11 protein-coding genes and 1 pseudogene are annotated in these 15,578 nt (G+C 69.6%); 5 read left to right on the top strand and 7 right to left on the bottom strand.

Translation table 11 applies throughout. The features are described 5' to 3' along the window. The first annotated feature begins 320 nt into the window (after nucleotides 1-320). The gene (locus RCR19_RS06475; protein WP_331264225.1) at nucleotides 321-665 is read left to right on the top strand and encodes a hypothetical protein; all 345 of its coding nucleotides are present in this window, start codon (nucleotides 321-323) and stop codon (nucleotides 663-665) included. Between the two features lie 90 nt (nucleotides 666-755). On the opposite strand, the gene RCR19_RS06470 is transcribed toward RCR19_RS06475, so the two are convergent. The 5 genes and pseudogenes from RCR19_RS06470 to RCR19_RS06450 form a co-directional block, all read right to left on the bottom strand. Beyond that, on the bottom strand, nucleotides 756-3,215 hold the full coding sequence (locus RCR19_RS06470; RefSeq protein WP_331264224.1) for a SpoIIE family protein phosphatase: 2,460 nt from the start codon (nucleotides 3,213-3,215) through the stop codon (nucleotides 756-758). Between the two features lie 497 nt (nucleotides 3,216-3,712). After that, nucleotides 3,713-4,297, bottom strand: coding sequence for a hypothetical protein (locus RCR19_RS06465; RefSeq protein ID WP_331264223.1), 585 nt, complete (start codon nucleotides 4,295-4,297; stop codon nucleotides 3,713-3,715). Between the two features lie 185 nt (nucleotides 4,298-4,482). After that, entirely contained in the window at nucleotides 4,483-4,716 is a 234-nt protein-coding gene (locus RCR19_RS06460; protein ID WP_331264222.1) for a hypothetical protein, read from the bottom strand. A gap of 312 nt (nucleotides 4,717-5,028) precedes the next feature. Continuing rightward, a pseudogene (locus RCR19_RS06455) lies at nucleotides 5,029-5,910 on the bottom strand (sigma-70 family RNA polymerase sigma factor). Between the two features lie 567 nt (nucleotides 5,911-6,477). Next, entirely contained in the window at nucleotides 6,478-7,347 is an 870-nt protein-coding gene (locus RCR19_RS06450) for a sigma factor-like helix-turn-helix DNA-binding protein (RefSeq protein ID WP_331264221.1), read from the bottom strand. Between the two features lie 475 nt (nucleotides 7,348-7,822). On the opposite strand from RCR19_RS06450, the gene RCR19_RS06445 reads away from it, so the two are divergent. From RCR19_RS06445 to RCR19_RS06430, 4 genes are all read left to right on the top strand, one after another. After that, nucleotides 7,823-8,113: a WhiB family transcriptional regulator gene (locus RCR19_RS06445; protein ID WP_331264220.1), complete on the top strand. Its 291-nt coding sequence runs from the start codon at nucleotides 7,823-7,825 to the stop codon at nucleotides 8,111-8,113. A 249-nt stretch (nucleotides 8,114-8,362) separates the two neighbouring features. After that, nucleotides 8,363-9,988 (top strand): cytochrome bc complex cytochrome b subunit, encoded by a 1,626-nt coding sequence (locus RCR19_RS06440; RefSeq protein WP_331264219.1) that lies wholly within the window; start codon nucleotides 8,363-8,365, stop codon nucleotides 9,986-9,988. Nucleotides 9,989-10,154: 166 nt separating this feature from the next. Beyond that, nucleotides 10,155-11,102: an alpha/beta hydrolase gene (locus RCR19_RS06435; protein WP_331264218.1), complete on the top strand. Its 948-nt coding sequence runs from the start codon at nucleotides 10,155-10,157 to the stop codon at nucleotides 11,100-11,102. 187 nt (nucleotides 11,103-11,289) lie between these two features. After that, nucleotides 11,290-12,132 carry an alpha/beta hydrolase gene (locus tag RCR19_RS06430; RefSeq protein WP_331264217.1) on the top strand — a complete coding sequence of 281 codons (843 nt, stop codon included), beginning with the start codon at nucleotides 11,290-11,292 and terminating at the stop codon, nucleotides 12,130-12,132. 684 nt (nucleotides 12,133-12,816) lie between these two features. Here RCR19_RS06430 and RCR19_RS06425 read toward each other — a convergent pair. Further along, nucleotides 12,817-13,413, bottom strand: coding sequence for a YceI family protein (locus RCR19_RS06425; protein WP_331264216.1), 597 nt, complete (start codon nucleotides 13,411-13,413; stop codon nucleotides 12,817-12,819). Nucleotides 13,414-13,753: 340 nt separating this feature from the next. Beyond that, nucleotides 13,754-15,454 carry an FAD-dependent oxidoreductase gene (locus RCR19_RS06420; RefSeq protein ID WP_331269360.1) on the bottom strand — a complete coding sequence of 567 codons (1,701 nt, stop codon included), beginning with the start codon at nucleotides 15,452-15,454 and terminating at the stop codon, nucleotides 13,754-13,756. Nucleotides 15,455-15,578: the final 124 nt, after the last annotated feature.

Here is a 15,578-nt window from a genome sequence, read left to right as displayed (position 1 = left end):
GGAGCCGAGCGGTACCGCCTGTGTGCGGTGCCGGCATGAGCGTGCGCGGTTCGCCCCCGTGGTGAGCGGCGGCGAGCGGTCGGACCATGCCTGTGCCCGCCCGGTGGGGTCTGTGGAGTCACCCCGGGCGGGCCGAGGCGCACCGCTGTTGCCGCCCGGCGCGCCCTGGCGCCGTCCCGACCGCCCGGGACACGGCTGTCGACGGTGGGGTGCGGACGCCACCGACCTCGGACCCCGTGTCCTTCGCGCATCCCTGATCTTCCGCCTGCCCCGCTCCGGTACCACCGGGCAGGGGCTCCCCGTCCCCACTGGAGCACACCATGGACGCGAGTGAGGAGGCCGCACGCGGCCTGAGCGACATCGAGAACTTCCTGTACAGGGAGGCCCATCTGCAGGCGGCACAGCGGCGCGTGGCGGAATTCACCGCGCGGATGCCCGATCTGACCCGGGAGCAGACGGGCGACATCGAGCGGTGGTACGTCGAGGAGCAGACCTATGTGGCGCACATGGTGACCCGGCACATCGCCGACAGCATCACCGCGGCGGAAGCGCGCTACCGCACCCGCCTGATGCGCCGGCGCAGGGGAACGCTGGCCGCGACGACGCTGCTGACCGCGGTCATGATGGGCCTGTGCGTCGCAGTCGTCCTGGGCATGAGCGTCTGACCGGCTCCCGGGAGCCCGGCCGGCCGTGGACCGGTCTTCGGACCGGGGTGTGTGCCCGTGCGTACCGCCGGGTGCCTCCGCCCCGCGGGCTCATGCGTGCGATGGCGCCAGGTCCGCTTCGGCCCAGACGACCTTGCCGTCCGACACGGAACGGGTGCCCCATCTGCGGGACAGCTGGGCGATCAGGAAGAGTCCTCGGCCGTTCTCGTCGGTGGCCTGTGCGTGCCGCATGCGCGGGGCGGAGACATTGGTGTCGAACACCTCGCAGGTCAGGACCTGGTGCTGGATCAGACGCAGTCCGATCGGGCCCGTGCTGTGGCGCAGGGCGTTGGTGACCAGTTCGCTCACGATCAGGGTCGTGGGGTCCTCGAGGTTTTCCAGACCCCACTCGGTGAGCTGGTGGGCCGCCATGTGGCGGGCGCTGCGGACGGCGGTCTGGTCGCTCGGGAGCGTCCAGGAGGCGACCCGGTCCGGGTCGAGCGAGCGGGTCCGCACCAGGAGCAGCGTGATGTCGTCGGACGGTGCCTGACCCGGGCAGGTCTCCGTCGCGCGGGTGCAGAGTTCTTCCAGGGAGTGGCTCGGCCGTGTCAGCGCGGTGGCCAGCCGGTGCATCCCCATCTCGATGTCGTGGTCGCGCGACTCGATCAGGCCGTCGGTGTACAGAGCGAGCAGACTTCCCTCGGGGAGTTCCATCTCCACGGCTTCGTAGGGGATTCCCAGCCCGATGCCGAGCGGGGTTCCGCTGGGAAGGTCGGGGAAGACGACCCGGCCCTGCGGATCGACGATCGCCGGCGGCGGATGCCCGGCCCGCGCCATGCTGCACGTCCGGGTGACCGGGTCGTAGACGGCGTACAGACAGGTGGCGCCCTCGACCGTGAAGGTCTGGTCCGGGTCGTCGGCGTCCTCCTCGGCCAGCCGCTGGACCGTGTCGTCGAGGTGGGCGAGCAACTCGTCGGGGGGCAGTTCCATGTCGGCGAGCGTCTGCACCGCGGTCCGGAGCCGGCCCATGGTCGCGGCGGCGTTGATGCCGTGTCCGACCACGTCGCCGACGACGAGGGCGACCCGGGCGCCGGACAGCGGGATCACATCGAACCAGTCGCCGCCGACGCCGCTGTCGATGTCGGCGGGCAGATAGCGCGAGGCCGCCTCCACCGCCGTGCCGCCCCGCAACCGATGCGGCAGGAGGTTGCGTTGGAGCGCGAGCGCCGCGGTGTGTTCGCGTGTGAACTGGCGGGCGTTGTCCAACGACAGCGCGGCGCGGCCGACGAGTTCCTCGGCCAGGTGCAGATCGACCTCCTGGAAGGGCACCGGGTCCTTGGCACGGATGAACAACGCCATGCCCAGCAGGGCGCGCCGAGCCCGGATGGGCACGATCATCAGCGAGTGCATGCCGTGGTCCTGGATCATCTGGGCCCGGACCGGGTCCTCGTCGATCCAGGTGCCCGGAGCGGTGTTCAGTATCGGCTCCAGATGGGACTGCCCGGTGCGCACGACGTCGGCGAAGGGCGAGCCGGGCGGAACGGGGACGGGCTCCCCGCGCACCCATGGCGATTCGGGCACCCCGTGGTGGATCGAGGCGAGACCCGCGCGCCGGAAGGCGGGAAGGCGGCCGTCGACGGGGCCGCTGCGGGCCGGGGGCCCCTCGCCGAACGGGATCGACTGCTCGAGGTCGACGACGACGTAGTCGGCGAGCAGCGGCACGGCGAGTTCGGCCAGTTCCTGGCTGATCTGCATGACGTCGAGGGAGGCGCCGAGCCGCGTACTGGCCTCGGTCAGGACGGCGAGACGCTCCCGCGCCTGCCGGCTCTCGGTGACATCGATGCTGATGGTGCACACTCCCAGTGCCTCGCCGTGGGCTCCCTGGAGACAGAAGCACGAGGCGGCCATGGAGTGCTCCCGGCGTGGACTCGACGCCAGCCACATCCGGTACTCGTGGAGCCTGGTGGTGCCGCTCTCCAGTACCTGGCGCATCGCCGTCTCGAGTGCCTCCGCCTTGAAACCGGGCAGCGCCTCGGGGAATCGACGACCGAGCCGCCGTTCGGCGCAGATGCCGTCATGGCTCTCCATCGTGTCGTTCACCCAGACGCACCGCAGACGTGCGTCACGGACGACGATGCCGATCGGTGCCCGGGTGAGCTGCGACTCCCGCATCCTGCTCCCGGCTTCCGAGGAGTCCGGAGCGAACGTGCCGACGTCGGTCACGGACACGAGCCACTGGATCGTCCGGTCCCGCCCCCGCAGCATCGAGACCCGCAGGACGACGTTCAGCAGGTGGCCGTCCCGGTGGTGAACCGTGGTCGTGCCCGACCAGCCGTCGTGCGCGGCACACTGCTCGAGGAACGACGATGCCGTCGGCGCCTTCTCGGAGCACGGCAGCAGGAGCGCCGCGGACCGGCCCACCGCCTCGCAGGCGGAGTAGCCGAGCAGCCGCTCGGCGGCCTCCGTCCAGGCGACCACCGTCCCCGTCCTGTCGCACATGGCGACCGCCGACTCGGACGGCACGCGTGTGTTCTGCCGATTACTGATGGTTACCTGCTCGGTGTCGATCATCAAACTGCTGCCCTCAGGTATGTGGCGGAGCGGCGATATCGGCAATTCGTGCCCGATCTCCGTGCTCGGTGACGGAGTCGGATGGGGCACATATACGACCCGATTTGCGCCTATTGGCTCCCTGACCGAGCGGCGCCCGGGTCTGTGACAGACGTCGTCCGCCGCGCTCGATGCGGAGGCGTTCGGTCCATGCCGCCGGGGGCGCGGTCGGCGACCGGAGAAGGCGAGCTGCGGCTCCGGGCCGCCGGACTGATCCGGTTCACGGGCAGACGGAAGCCGGTCCTGCGGAGCATCCGCGGCTTCGGCGCCCGGGCGGACTCAGGAGGACCGAGCCGGACCAAGGTGCTGACGGTGATCGGTCACCGGTGACAAGGTTCTGTGGGGCGGACAGGCGATTGCCCGGCAGGACGGTCGGCAGCCGCCGACTCGTCCGGTGGTAGGGGGCACGCCGCTCCTGGACCCGGTTCCGCACGGTCCGGGAGTTCGGCGCCTGCGCCCTAGGGACGCTTGGCGCGGTAGAGTCCCCGTCCCGCCCGCTGGATGCGGGAGGTACCGACAAGGCGATCGAGGGTGCTGCGGACGGCGTTGATGCTTCCGCTGTCGGTGTCGCGGCCCAGCGCCGCGGCCACGTCACGGGCGCGCACGTCGGAGTCGCCGACGGTGGCGAAGTACTCCATGATCTGCTCGGTGAGCATGCCGTACTTCTTCTGCGCGTCCGTCTCGGCGCCGACGGAAACGGTGTGGTCCTCGTCCTTGCCGCTCTCGGTCCGCTGCGCCCGGGGGGCTGAAGTACCGCCGGCTACCCCCGACTTGGGAGAGGTCGCGCCCTTCTGCGGGACGGCGGGGATCGAAGCCGACCGGGCAACGGCGGCACCGCCGCCGGTGGAGGTCTTCGCGGCGGCTGGGTCGACCATCACGGCCTGCAGGGCGCCAAGAGCCCGCTGCACCGAGCCGAGATGCGCGACGACCGCGGCCAGTTCCCTTTCCAGCGCCTGCTTCTGGATCTGCAGGCGGGCCAGATCCTCCTGCAGGCTCTCGGCGGTGATCTCGATGTCGTGTGCCGCGCGGGTTACGGAGACCATGTGTTCCTCTCATCCTCAGCCCTTCCTGCCGCGCCTCGGCTCGCCTGCTGCGCCGCCCGGCCTGGACGCGGGAACGGGTCCACTCGACATCATATGCAGTGCGGCACTCGGATCGGAGAGGGATGAAGGGCCCACGGTTTCACAAAATACTCACCCGGCCCGGGATGCTGGGTGTGGTTCGGTATTCATCCGAACGTTGTCACACCCATGATTGCCACTGTTCTGCTGGCCTCGGAAGAGGCCGATGACGTGGAACGCGGCTGTCGCAGCGCATCGGAGATCGTCGCGATGCGTGCGTCGACGGTGTCGATCGCCTCCGGCAGCATGCGCAGGCGCCCTTCGAGCAGCGCGGCCTCGGCCGCCAGGGAGACACCGGTGGCAGCGGGATCGGAGTGCCCGTCGGGGAGATGCGGCGTCATACGGTCTTCCGGCCTGCGGACGGTGCCAAGCGACGGCTCGGCCCTGAAGCCCGCGCCACCGGGGAGGCGGAGGCCGTCGACACATGGACGCATCGGCGATCCCTGGCTCTTGAGCTCATACGTACCCCCTTCCTCACCGCGAGGGTTCGTGCGGGCGGCCGCACGAGTCGCGGTCCGCATCGACCGGACAGCCGGGGGAGCTGTGACAGACGACGTGGGAGTGACGTGGATGTCCTGCCGCCCGTCCGTCACGTCCGCGATCGCCTGCGGCCGAGGGGCGCCGGAGCGGTGCACCGGCTCTGCCCGCCGCGGTCACCCACCGTCCGCCACGGGGTCGGGCGCGGTGGTGAAGCGGGAGCGCGAATCGAGGAACGCGGCGATCTTCCGGGGGTTCCACACCCACATGACCTTGTGGACAACCTCCTTCGAGGCGGTCATCGTAAGGATGGTGTTCGGCACACCGTCGCGGTGGAGCAGCACCCCCGAGCGGCCGTTGACCTCGATCGCCACCGGCTCGGCACCGCGCCAGAAACTCCGAGTGGCCGTGGACAGGCCGGCCACACGTGCCCGGCCGCCGCGAACCGGTTTGCGTGCGGTACCCCGGATTCAGTTCCCCTCGGGCAGACTGACGGCGTCCGGGGCGAGAAGGGCTTCCAGGGCGGCGACGTCCCCCGACTGCGCCGCTGAGACGAAGGCGTCCAGGAGGCGTCGGTGCTCGGCCGTGTCCACGCTCTCCCGCTGTTCGGCCGTCAGATGCTTGCGGGCCCGACTCACTATCTTCCGCACGTTGACCACGCTGAGCTGAAGGATGGCGGCGATCTCGGGATAGGTGTAGTCGAACGCCTCGCGGAGTATGTACGCGGCGCGTTCGGTCGGGGTCAGCCTCTCCAGCACGAGCAGCAGAGCCAGTTCCAGCGCCTCCGCCCGCTGGGCGCCCACCTCCGGGTCCGAACTCGTGTCGATGGGCTCGGGCAGCCACGGCCCGATGTAGGTCTCCCGGCGCACACGTGCGGACTGCGCGACGTTGATGGCCAAGCGGGTCGTGGTGCTCGAAAGGAAGGCCACCGGGCTCACCACCGCCGACCGGTCCGTCCGCTGCCAGCGAAGCCAGACTTCCTGCACCACGTCCTCGGCCTCCACCACGCTGCCGAGCACCCGGTAGGCGATTCCGAACAGGCGCGGCCGGTGCTGCACGAAGACGGAGACGGCCTTCGAGAGGGTGCAGGAGCCGGGGGCCGGCTCCGGACGGGTGAGGCCACTCTCCCCGTTCTCTCTGTCGCAACCGTCGCAACCGCCGGAAGTCGGGATCACGCCGGGACCGCGTTCAGGCGGGCGGCAACGACATGCGTGCCTCGGACATTCGTGCCAGGGCCGATGTGCCGACGGGCGAAGGGTGTTGCCCGGCGCGTCACCGCGGCGCGTGGGCAGTGGGCACTGCGAGTCACGGCTGCTCCCATAGCAATGTGTTCCGGTGACCGGGAACCGTCCCGGCGGGGTGTAGGCGCCGGGGCGGAAGGCATCTCCGGCTGCTGTCGGTGGAGGCAGCCGTTGTGCGTGCACACCGTGTCTACGCAGATCACAGCTTGACCGTTTGATCGAGCATGTTTCTGAGCAAAGCTGCCCTCATACGAGTAGTAATGGGTGCAAATCCGCAACCGGAGCCGTGGAAACGTTCCCAACAGTGTCATTAGAACATTGGCATTTTCTCGGCCGGTGAGTGGGTGCGCCGGACGAGAGCCGGTCCCCTCCGTGACGACACCTTTACGTACGGTTCCAGGAGTGCAGCTTGTCGGGGTTGAGGACGATCCAGACCTGTGCGACCAGGTGATCGGCGATGTCGAAGGTGATGACGGCGGCGACCTGGTGGTCGTAGCGGGCGACGAGGCCGGTGCGGCCGTTGACGGAGTGGGTCGACAAGGTCGTGCGCGAGCGTCGCGCCAGGAGGGTCAGCAGGCTGTCGGCGACCTGCCGGCCGCCCCTGACCGGCCTGCTCGAGGCCCGGACCTTGCCCCCACCGTCGAAGGAGGCCGTGGCGTCCGGGGACAGCAGTGCCGCGAGCAGTTCGGCGTCCCGGCTCATACAGGCCTGGCGGATGGCGCGGACGAGGATGTCGTGCTCCTTGGGCGTCGTGGGCCGTGCACGCTGTATCCGGAGGTAGCGCCGCGCCCGGTCGGCGAGTTCGGCGCACTCCGACTCCGTGCGCCCCACGATGTCGGCGACCGTGTCGGGACTCATCCCGAAGACGTCGTTGAGCACGAACGCCGCTCGCGCGGTCGGCGGCAGGGAGTCCAGCGCGTCCAGTACGACCGAACCGACCTCCTCCGGCGGGGCCGGAGGAGGGTCGGTCGCCCGGGGCCCGTCAGGAGGGCACCCGGGGAATGCCCCGTCGTCCGCCCACTCGGGCAGGACGAGCCGGTTCAGACAGATCCCCCCGGCGGTCTTCGCGAGCCAGGACCTGGGGGCGGTGATCCCCTTGCGTGCCGCGTCCGACAGCAGGTACCAGCGACGATAGGTCTCGTCGACGACGCTCTCCGCCTCGCTGGGGCTCCCCAGCATCCAGTAGGCGACATCCAGCAGATGCCGACGCTCCTCGAGCAGCTCCGCGATCGGCGCGATGTCAGCGTGGTCCATACGGCATCCCCCTTGCAGGCTTCACTCGACGCAGTCGGACGTGTCCACCCCGTCGACGGTCGGCAAGGCATCAGTGACACGGGCGTTGCGGTGCTGCGCCGCCCGTGCACGCCCAGGTGTCCTGGACGGGGTCGCAGCCGCGGACGGCCGAGTCCCCCGCACGACACCACCTCCCGAATTCATTCCGCTCGAACTGTTAGACCGGGTACGCGCGGCGCTTGTGACATGGGTCTTTGCAGCACGATCACAGGTAATGCGGGCACCGGCCCTGTTGTTCGGCCGCCGGCCCCGCGGTGCCGTCGCGGAGCGCACAGGACTTCACGGCGTGCTCGCTGCAACTCCACCGCGTGTCACACATGTGACGGTCGCCCGGTCTCCTATGGCGGCCCCAGGCACCGTTTCGCAGAGATGAGTCAACCCATGATCAAGATCGGAACCCGTCGCCCGACGACGCTCCCGGAAGGTTCCCGTTCCGGTGGCCGCTGAACGAGGTGACTACGCCGCGTACTGGCGCGAACGCGCGGCCTGCCTGCGTGAGGACCCCGATCTGTTCTTCCCCGTGGGAAACGGCGGCCTGACGCCTGCCCGCATCGACGAGGCCAAGGCCGTGTGCGGTCGCTGCCCTGTTGTGGAGCAGTGCCTCGAACTGGCCCTGAAGTCGGGGCAGGCGGACGGCGTCTGGGGCGGGACCACGGAGAGCGAACGCCGCTCGATGAGCCGGCGTGCCGCACGCCCGGGCAGCGACGCGGTCACCCCAGCGGCATGAAGGACCACACGACGCCACCGTGCCGGCGGGACGAGACGGTGCCCGCACCCGCAGTTCCGAGGAGGAGCCGTGGCCGAGACCGGCCCGGCAGACATCACCGGGGGCACGAGCGCTCCGGAAGTCGCCCTCGGGTCCGAAAACGATGACGGCCGATTCAATGAAGGAGATCCGTGCCGAGGAATTTCCGCGCTGAAAATCGACGGGATCGAACGCATTCTTTCTGGACGATCTATGAATGGTGGCCGGATCATGGGTGACACGAGTCGGGGAAGTGAAGGCGAAGTGCGCCGGGGTGACAGGGGCGAAAGGGTTGCCGAATGGGCGGACAGCCGCCTCGGGGTGTACGGCGCGGTCAGAGCGAGGGCGCGCAGAGCCTTCCCCGACCACTGGTCGTTCCTGCTGGGGGAGATCTGTCTCTACAGCTTCGTCGTCATCGTCGTCACGGGCGTGTATCTGACCCTCTATTTCCATCCCTCGATGAATCAGGTGCAGTACCACGGAAGTTATGTGCCGCTGCAGGGTCAGATGGTCTCGGAGGCGTTCGATTCGACCATGCACATATCCTTCGACGTCCGCGGCGGACTGCTGATCCGGCAGGCTCATCACTGGGCGGCGCTGGTATTCGTCGCCGCACTGCTGACCCACATGATGCGGGTGTTCTTCACCGGTGCCTTCCGCAAGCCCCGTGAACTCAACTGGGTCCTCGGATTCCTGCTGCTCGTCCTCGCGATGTTCGGCGGACTGACGGGATACGACCTTCCGGACGACCTTCTCTCCGGGACCGGACTCGCCGTCGTGAACGGAACGATCCTGTCCGTCCCGATCGTCGGGACCTACCTCTCGATGTACCTCTTCGGGGGCGAGTTCCCGGGGAACGATCTGGTGGCGCGATTCAACACGATCCACGTACTGCTCATCCCGGCCCTCATGGTCGGCCTGCTCGCCGCCCATCTGATCCTGGCCCTCCGCCACAGGCACACGCAGTATCCGGGTCCGGGACGCACCGAGAGGAATGTCGTCGGCCTGCCGCTCAAGGTGTACGCCGTGAAGTCCGCGGGTTACTTCTTCCTGGTCACGGGCTGCATCCTCGTGATGGCCGCGGTCGCGCAGATCAACCCCGTCTGGCTGTACGGCCCCTACCGGGCCGACCAGGTCTCGGCGGGCTCCCAGCCGGACTGGTACATGGGTGTGGCGGACGGACTGCTGCGGGTCATGCCCGGCTGGGAAGTCGCCTTCCGGGGGCACACCCTGGCACTGGACAACCTGATGCCGCTGCTGGTGGGCGTCGGTCTCTTCCTCGCCCTTGGTCTGTACCCGTTCCTCGAGGCCTGGGTGACCGACGACGACCGCGACCACCACATCCTCGACCGGCCCCGCAACCGTCCGGTGCGAACAGCGCTCGGTGTCGCCTGGATCAGTTTCTACCTGGTGGCCCTGATCGGTGCGGCGAACGACATCATCGCCACACACTTCGAGGTCTCGGTCGAATCGGTGACGTGGGCGGTCCGCATCGGCCCCTTCGTCGTGCCCGGCACGGCCTTCGCGATCACGAAACGCGTGGCGCTCGGCCTCCAGCGCGAGGACCGCGACCAGGTGCTGCACGGTCGTGAGACGGGCATCATCAAGCGCTTGCCGGACGGTGAGTTCATCGAGGTGCACGCACCGCTCGGCCCGGAACGGCTGCACGTCCTCACACAGCACGAGCAGTACCGCCCGATCGGGCCCGGCCCTTCGGACGGCGCGGGCGGTCCGAGGTCCGGACGCGGCGTCGCCCGACGCCTGCGTGCCAGGCTCAGCCGGGACTTCTACGGCGGGGACGCGCAGATCGCCAAGCCCACCGAGGCGGAGTACAAGGAGATCACCGGCGGGCATTGACGCGGCTCCGAGAGCACTGCGGCGCCGCGCCGTGCTCTCGGCACGGCCGCCGTGTGATGGGGACATGGTGTCTCCTGCGCCGCTTCCCATGGTTGTCACACCTTCCAGCGATGCACGGTCATAAGGGTGAAAGCACACAAAAGGCATACCGAATCGAGGAGTTGAGTTGGCCAAGCCCGTGCTCGAGCCTGCGGCGCAGGAACTCGCGGACGCGACGGCCAACCCGCCCCACCTGTACGAGCTCGGTCCGGAGGGGGCTCGCAAGGTCCTGGACGACCTGCAGGCGGCACCGGTGGAGAAGCCGGAGGCGGAGGAGAAGTGGATCACGGTGTCCGCCGCGGTGGGCGATGTGCCGGTACGCATCGTCAAGCCCGTGGGCGGCAAGGACATGCTGCCGGTCGTCCTCTACATGCACGGCGGGGGCTGGGTGATCGGCAACTCCGGCACGCATGACCGTCCGGTGCGGGAGCTGGCCGTCGGGGTGAACGCCGCCGTCGTGTTCGTCGAGTACGACCGTTCACCGGAGGCCAAGTACCCCGTCGCCATCGAGCAGGCATACGCGACTGCGCGATGGATCACCACCAACGGCGGCGAGGAAGGCCTGGACGCCTCCCGCCTGGCCGTCGCCGGCGACTCCGTCGGGGGCAACATGACCGCGGCACTGACCCACATGGCCAAGCAGCGCGGTGATGTGACCTTCCTTCACCAGTCGTTGTACTACCCCGTCACCGACGCCGCCCAGGACACCGCGAGCTACCGGGAGTTCGCGGACGGCCCCTACCTCACGGCCAAGGCCATGGCCTGGTTCTGGGACTGCTACACCACCGACCCCGGCCAACGGGCGGAGATCACCGCCTCGCCGCTGCGGGCGACCCCGGAGGACCTGGCGGGGCTGCCGCCCGCGCTTGTCATCGTCGACGACAACGACGTGCTGCGGGACGAGGGTGAGGCGTATGCCCGCAAGCTCATCCGCGCCGGCGTTCCCACCACGAGCGTCCGTGTCAACGGCACCCTGCACGACTTCATGATGCTCAACCCCCTCAGGTCCACGAAGGCGGCGACCGGGGTCGAGCAGGCCGTCCGCGCCCTGCGCACCGCTCTGGCCGACGACTGAGGCCCCACGCGTCTCGGTCCCGGCACGTGAACCACCCGCTGCCGAAGCCGTCCCACCCTTCGGCGGCGGGTGGTTGCGCCCCGCCGACTTCGCCCGTCTCCGCAAGACGTGCCAGAGCGTCCTGTCGTACTCGCCGTCTCCCGCCTGTGCGGACACGGCCGACACCCCTGTCCCGAGAGGACTCCTGATGAATCTTCGTTCGCTCTGCGGACGTCTCCGCGGGCCGCTGTCGATCATGGCCACCACAACGGTCGCCGCGGCGCTCCTGGCCGCGTCGATCGGTCCGGCGAGCGCCGGCAGGCCCTCGGCGCCGCCGCAGCGCAAGCCGACGGTGGTACTCGTCCACGGTGCGTTCGCCGACTCCACCAGTTGGAACGGTGTCGTCGAGAAGCTGCGGCGCGAGGGATATCCGGTGGTGGCCGCGGCCAACCCGCTGCGCGGGCTCAGCAGCGACGCCGCCTACCTCAAGCACCTCCTGGCGAGCATCGACGGCCCGGTCGTACTCGCCGGGCATTCCTACGGCGGACCGGTCATCACCGATGCCGCCCACGGCGCCGGCAACGTCAAGGCGCTCGTCTACGTGGCCGCGTTCATTCCCGACAAGGGGGAGAGTACGCCGTCCCTCTCGGAGAAGTTCCCGGGCAGCACCCCGGGCAGCGCTCTGCGTCCGGTTCCCGTCGCCCTGCCCGACGGGTCCGAGGAAACCGACTACTACATCGACCAGGCCGGGTTCCACCGCCAGTTCGCCGCGGACGTCCCGAGGAACACCGCCGACCTCATGGCGGTCACCCAGCGTCCGGTGACGGCGTCCGCGCTGGCGGAGGGCGCCTCCGAGCCCGCCCGGCAGACCGTTCCGTCCTGGGCGTTGGTGGCCACCGAGGATCTCGACATCCCCGTGCGGACGCAGATCTTCATGGCCGAACGGGCCGGGTCGCACATCACGGAAGTACGGGCCTCCCACGCCGTGAGCGTCTCCCACCCCGACGCCGTCGCCGACATCATCGAGAAGGCGGCGCGGACGGTCGGCTGACCGGCGGATGCGCAGGGCGGGGCGGCAGGGTGCCGCCCCGCCCGACCGGGAGGGAAGACGGCTGCGCACCGAACGGAGGGCCGGCCGACCGTACACCTGCGCCGGTCAAGGCCGGGAGGGCGGCACAGCGGAGGTCAGGCTGCGGCGGCCGATCGCATCACACACGATCCGCTGGACCTCGACGCGGTCGGCCACGGCCCGGAATCCGCCACGAGCCACCCGTTGGGGATCACCGAGGGCACGCCGGACTGCCAGCTGCACCGCCTGATGCGTGCCGACGGCCTCAGCGACGACGTAGTAGAGCCACAAGGGCCGGCCGTCGGCGTGGAACTGCAACCCCACCAACCACGTGTCGCGCCCCGTGACACGGGGGCCACGAAGCACACGCGCACTGTCCGAGGGATCACGTTCGGTGCCGACGGACGAGCCGGCCTCCGGAGCCGTCCCGGCGGCCCTTACGGCGACAGCGGATGAGCCCTGCACGAAATGCCTGTCTTCCTGGAGCAACATGGTGCTTCATCTCCATTCCGCCTCGGGCCATCACGTCGGTGACGCGGCCGGCCGTCCAGATGCGTTGGGCTGGAGCGGTTCCTCCTTATGCACACTTGACTGAATGGCACCCCGTTCTGTGACATGGCACACCCTCGACGGCAGGACACGGACGCCACGGGGGCGGCTCGCGGTTCAGGCGGATTCCGCCCGGCGCACCTGTACGGCGCAGACTGCGAGGGTCAGCCGCACTTCGTCGCCGGTCGGCGAACCGCCGGTCGCCGGGGCCGGGCCCGCGCCGAGTCCCCGGTCGGAACCGTGCACGACGGTCGTGCCCACGAAGCCGACGCGGTCCTCGCCGTGGACGTCCCGGCTCGCCCGGCCGCGCTCGATGTCGATGTGGACGGGCAGTTCCAGGCCCTTGATCTGGAGGCGTCCCGCCACGCGGTACCGCTCGTCGCCCGCGTCACGGATCCCGGTGGAACGGAAAGTCATGAGCGGGAACGTCGCCGAGTCGAGACAGTCCGGGCCGGTGCTGTGCGTGTCCTGTTCCGGTGAGCCCGTGTCGAGGCTGCCGGTCTGGACACTGAGGTGGATCTCCGACCGGGTGGGACGGGACCCGTCCAGCTTCAGGATCCCCTCGAAGGCGGTGAACCTCCCGTGCACGCAAGCGATTGCGGCGTGCCGGACGGAGAACCCGATCGTGCTGCGGACCGGGTCGATGATGTAGATGCCGGTCGGACCTTCAGCACGGCCGGTGGGGAGAACAGTGACTTCCCTGCGACGGAACATGATGAGCGGGTTCTTTCGTGGGCGCTGTCGGATGTGCCACGCATGGCGTCACGCGGCGTGGGCGCGGCCGGAGCGAGGAATGCCGCCAAGTGCCGCCAGCTGTGCGTGCCGACGCCGCGAGATGTGAGGCGGGAACGGCAACGGCCCGCCGGGCTCGGAAGGCCGAGCGGTGTTCGCCCGACGGAGGTGCCCCGAGGCGGGCGTGACGGGGTGGCCCCTGCCGAGGGCAGGGGCCACCGGGCTTCCTGCTGCCGTCGTACGGTCCGGAAGGGTGTCGCTGATCAAAACGGCTGTACCGCCGGTCGAGAGGTGTCCCGTGGGACCGGAAGTGCCTACCGGGCTATTCCGCGAGCTTTCCGTCCGTCGAGACCTCTTCCATAAGGGTGGTGATCTCTTCCGGGATGGGGGGAATGCTTTCGCGGGTGACGCCGGTCGTGGGGGACCACACGAGATTGACCTGCAGAGCGGGGTCCATGTCGGGGTGGTCGCTGCGGTTGTGGCAGCCGCGGGTCTCGCGACGCTCGAGGGCCGCCTCCAGGGTGGCCCGAGCCGCCAGGGCGGCGGACTTGAGGTCGAAGGCGTGGGCGAGGTCCTGGTAGCCGGCGATGTCCGGGTGGACACCGACGTCCTCCATCCTCTTCTCGATCGTGGCGAGCTCGTCCAGCCCGGTGCGCAGACCCTGTTCGTCGCGTACGACACCGGCGTGCTCGGTCATGGTGTTGCGTATCGCGCGCTGCAGGGCGCGGACGTTCTCCCGCCCGTCGGCGGCGAGGAGGTCGTCGATCTCCGCGCGGGCCTCCGCCACCGCCGTGGCCGACCGCGGCTGGGCGGTCAGGGACTGCGAGTAGGCGGCGGCCGCCCGGCCGGTGAGGCGGCCGAAGACAAGCAGTTCGATGAGGCTGTTGCCGCCGAGCCGGTTGGCGCCGTGCAGGCCGCTCGAGGCCTCACCGATGGCGTAGAGGCCGCGTACGTTGGTGCTGTGGTCCTCGGGGCGCACCCAGACGCCGCCCATGGAGTAGTGCGCGGTGGGGGCGATCTCGATCGGATCGCGGGTGATGTCCAGCATCTGCAGGTCCAGCAGGGTCTGGTAGACCCGGGGGAGCCGGTTCATGATCGTCTGCCGGGGCAGGTGGGAGACGTCGAGCCATACGCCGCCCTTGTCGGTGCCGCGGCCCTCCTTGATCTCGGTGTAGGAGGCCAGGGCCACGCGGTCGCGGGTGGACAGTTCCATGCGGGCGGGGTCGTAGCGCGTCATGAAGCGTTCCCCGAGGGCGTTGCGCAGAATGCCGCCCTCGCCGCGGGCGGCCTCGCTCACCAGGGTGCCGGCCGCGTTCTCCGGCTCGATGATCCCGGACGGGTGGAACTGGACGAGTTCGGGGTCGCGCAGGCGGGCGCCGGCCTCCACGGCCAGACGGAAGGAGTCGCCGGTGTTCTCGTCGCGGCGCGAGGAGGTGCGTCGCCAGATCCGGGTGTGGCCGCCCGCGGCGAGAACGACCGCGTCGGCATGGATCAGGTATCGGGTTCCGTGGGTGAGATCGAAGCCGTACGCACCGAACACGGCTCCGTCGTGCACCAGAAGCCGGGTGATGTAGACACCGTCGAGTACGGGGATGTCCAGCTGCTGCGCGCGCCCGATGAGGGTGCGCTGGATCTCCAGGCCCGTGTAGTCGCCGGCGAAGGCGGTGCGCCGGAACTTGTGCGCGCCGAAGAAGCGCTGGGAGATCCGGCCGTCGGGCTCCCTGGCGAAGTTCATGCCGTAGCGTTCCAGGTCGTCGATGCCCCGCGCGGCGCCCTGTGTGACGATCTGCACGGTGCGGGGGTCGGCCAGCAGGTAGCTCTCCTTCAGGGTGTCGGCCGCGTGCTGCTGCCAGCTGTCCTCGGGGTCCATGGTGGCCAGCGCCGCGTTGATCCCCCCTGCCGCCAGGGCCGTGTGGGCGTCGTCCTTGGGGCGCTTGCCGACGGCGAGGACGTCGACACCGGCCTCGGCCAGCTCGATCGCCGCGCGCAACCCGGCACCCCCGGTGCCGATCACCAGCACCATGGTGGAAAGACGTCGTTCGGTGATTGCCACGGTCCGCTCCGATCGTTGTGGTTGTCACTGACTAGGACAAAGCTGTCCCGGCATCTGTGACACCTTGTGTCGGCGACAGGCCCGTGACGTGCTG

Origin of the sequence: Streptomyces sp. WAC07094, from assembly GCF_036320405.1 — a bacterium.
Taxonomy (GTDB): domain Bacteria; phylum Actinomycetota; class Actinomycetes; order Streptomycetales; family Streptomycetaceae; genus Streptomyces; species Streptomyces lannensis.
Note: the sequence above shows the minus strand (reverse complement) of the source record. Positions and strands in the feature narration are given on the sequence as shown.

Coding starts and splice junctions, on each gene's coding strand:
- RCR19_RS06475 (WP_331264225.1), top strand. CDS start 321: ATGGACGCGAGTGAGGAGGCCGCACGCGGCCTGAGCGACATCGAGAAC.
- RCR19_RS06470 (WP_331264224.1), bottom strand. CDS start 3,215: ATGATCGACACCGAGCAGGTAACCATCAGTAATCGGCAGAACACACGC.
- RCR19_RS06465 (WP_331264223.1), bottom strand. CDS start 4,297: ATGGTCTCCGTAACCCGCGCGGCACACGACATCGAGATCACCGCCGAG.
- RCR19_RS06460 (WP_331264222.1), bottom strand. CDS start 4,716: ATGACGCCGCATCTCCCCGACGGGCACTCCGATCCCGCTGCCACCGGT.
- RCR19_RS06450 (WP_331264221.1), bottom strand. CDS start 7,347: ATGGACCACGCTGACATCGCGCCGATCGCGGAGCTGCTCGAGGAGCGT.
- RCR19_RS06440 (WP_331264219.1), top strand. CDS start 8,363: ATGGGTGACACGAGTCGGGGAAGTGAAGGCGAAGTGCGCCGGGGTGAC.
- RCR19_RS06430 (WP_331264217.1), top strand. CDS start 11,290: ATGAATCTTCGTTCGCTCTGCGGACGTCTCCGCGGGCCGCTGTCGATC.
- RCR19_RS06425 (WP_331264216.1), bottom strand. CDS start 13,413: ATGTTCCGTCGCAGGGAAGTCACTGTTCTCCCCACCGGCCGTGCTGAA.
- RCR19_RS06420 (WP_331269360.1), bottom strand. CDS start 15,454: ATGGTGCTGGTGATCGGCACCGGGGGTGCCGGGTTGCGCGCGGCGATC.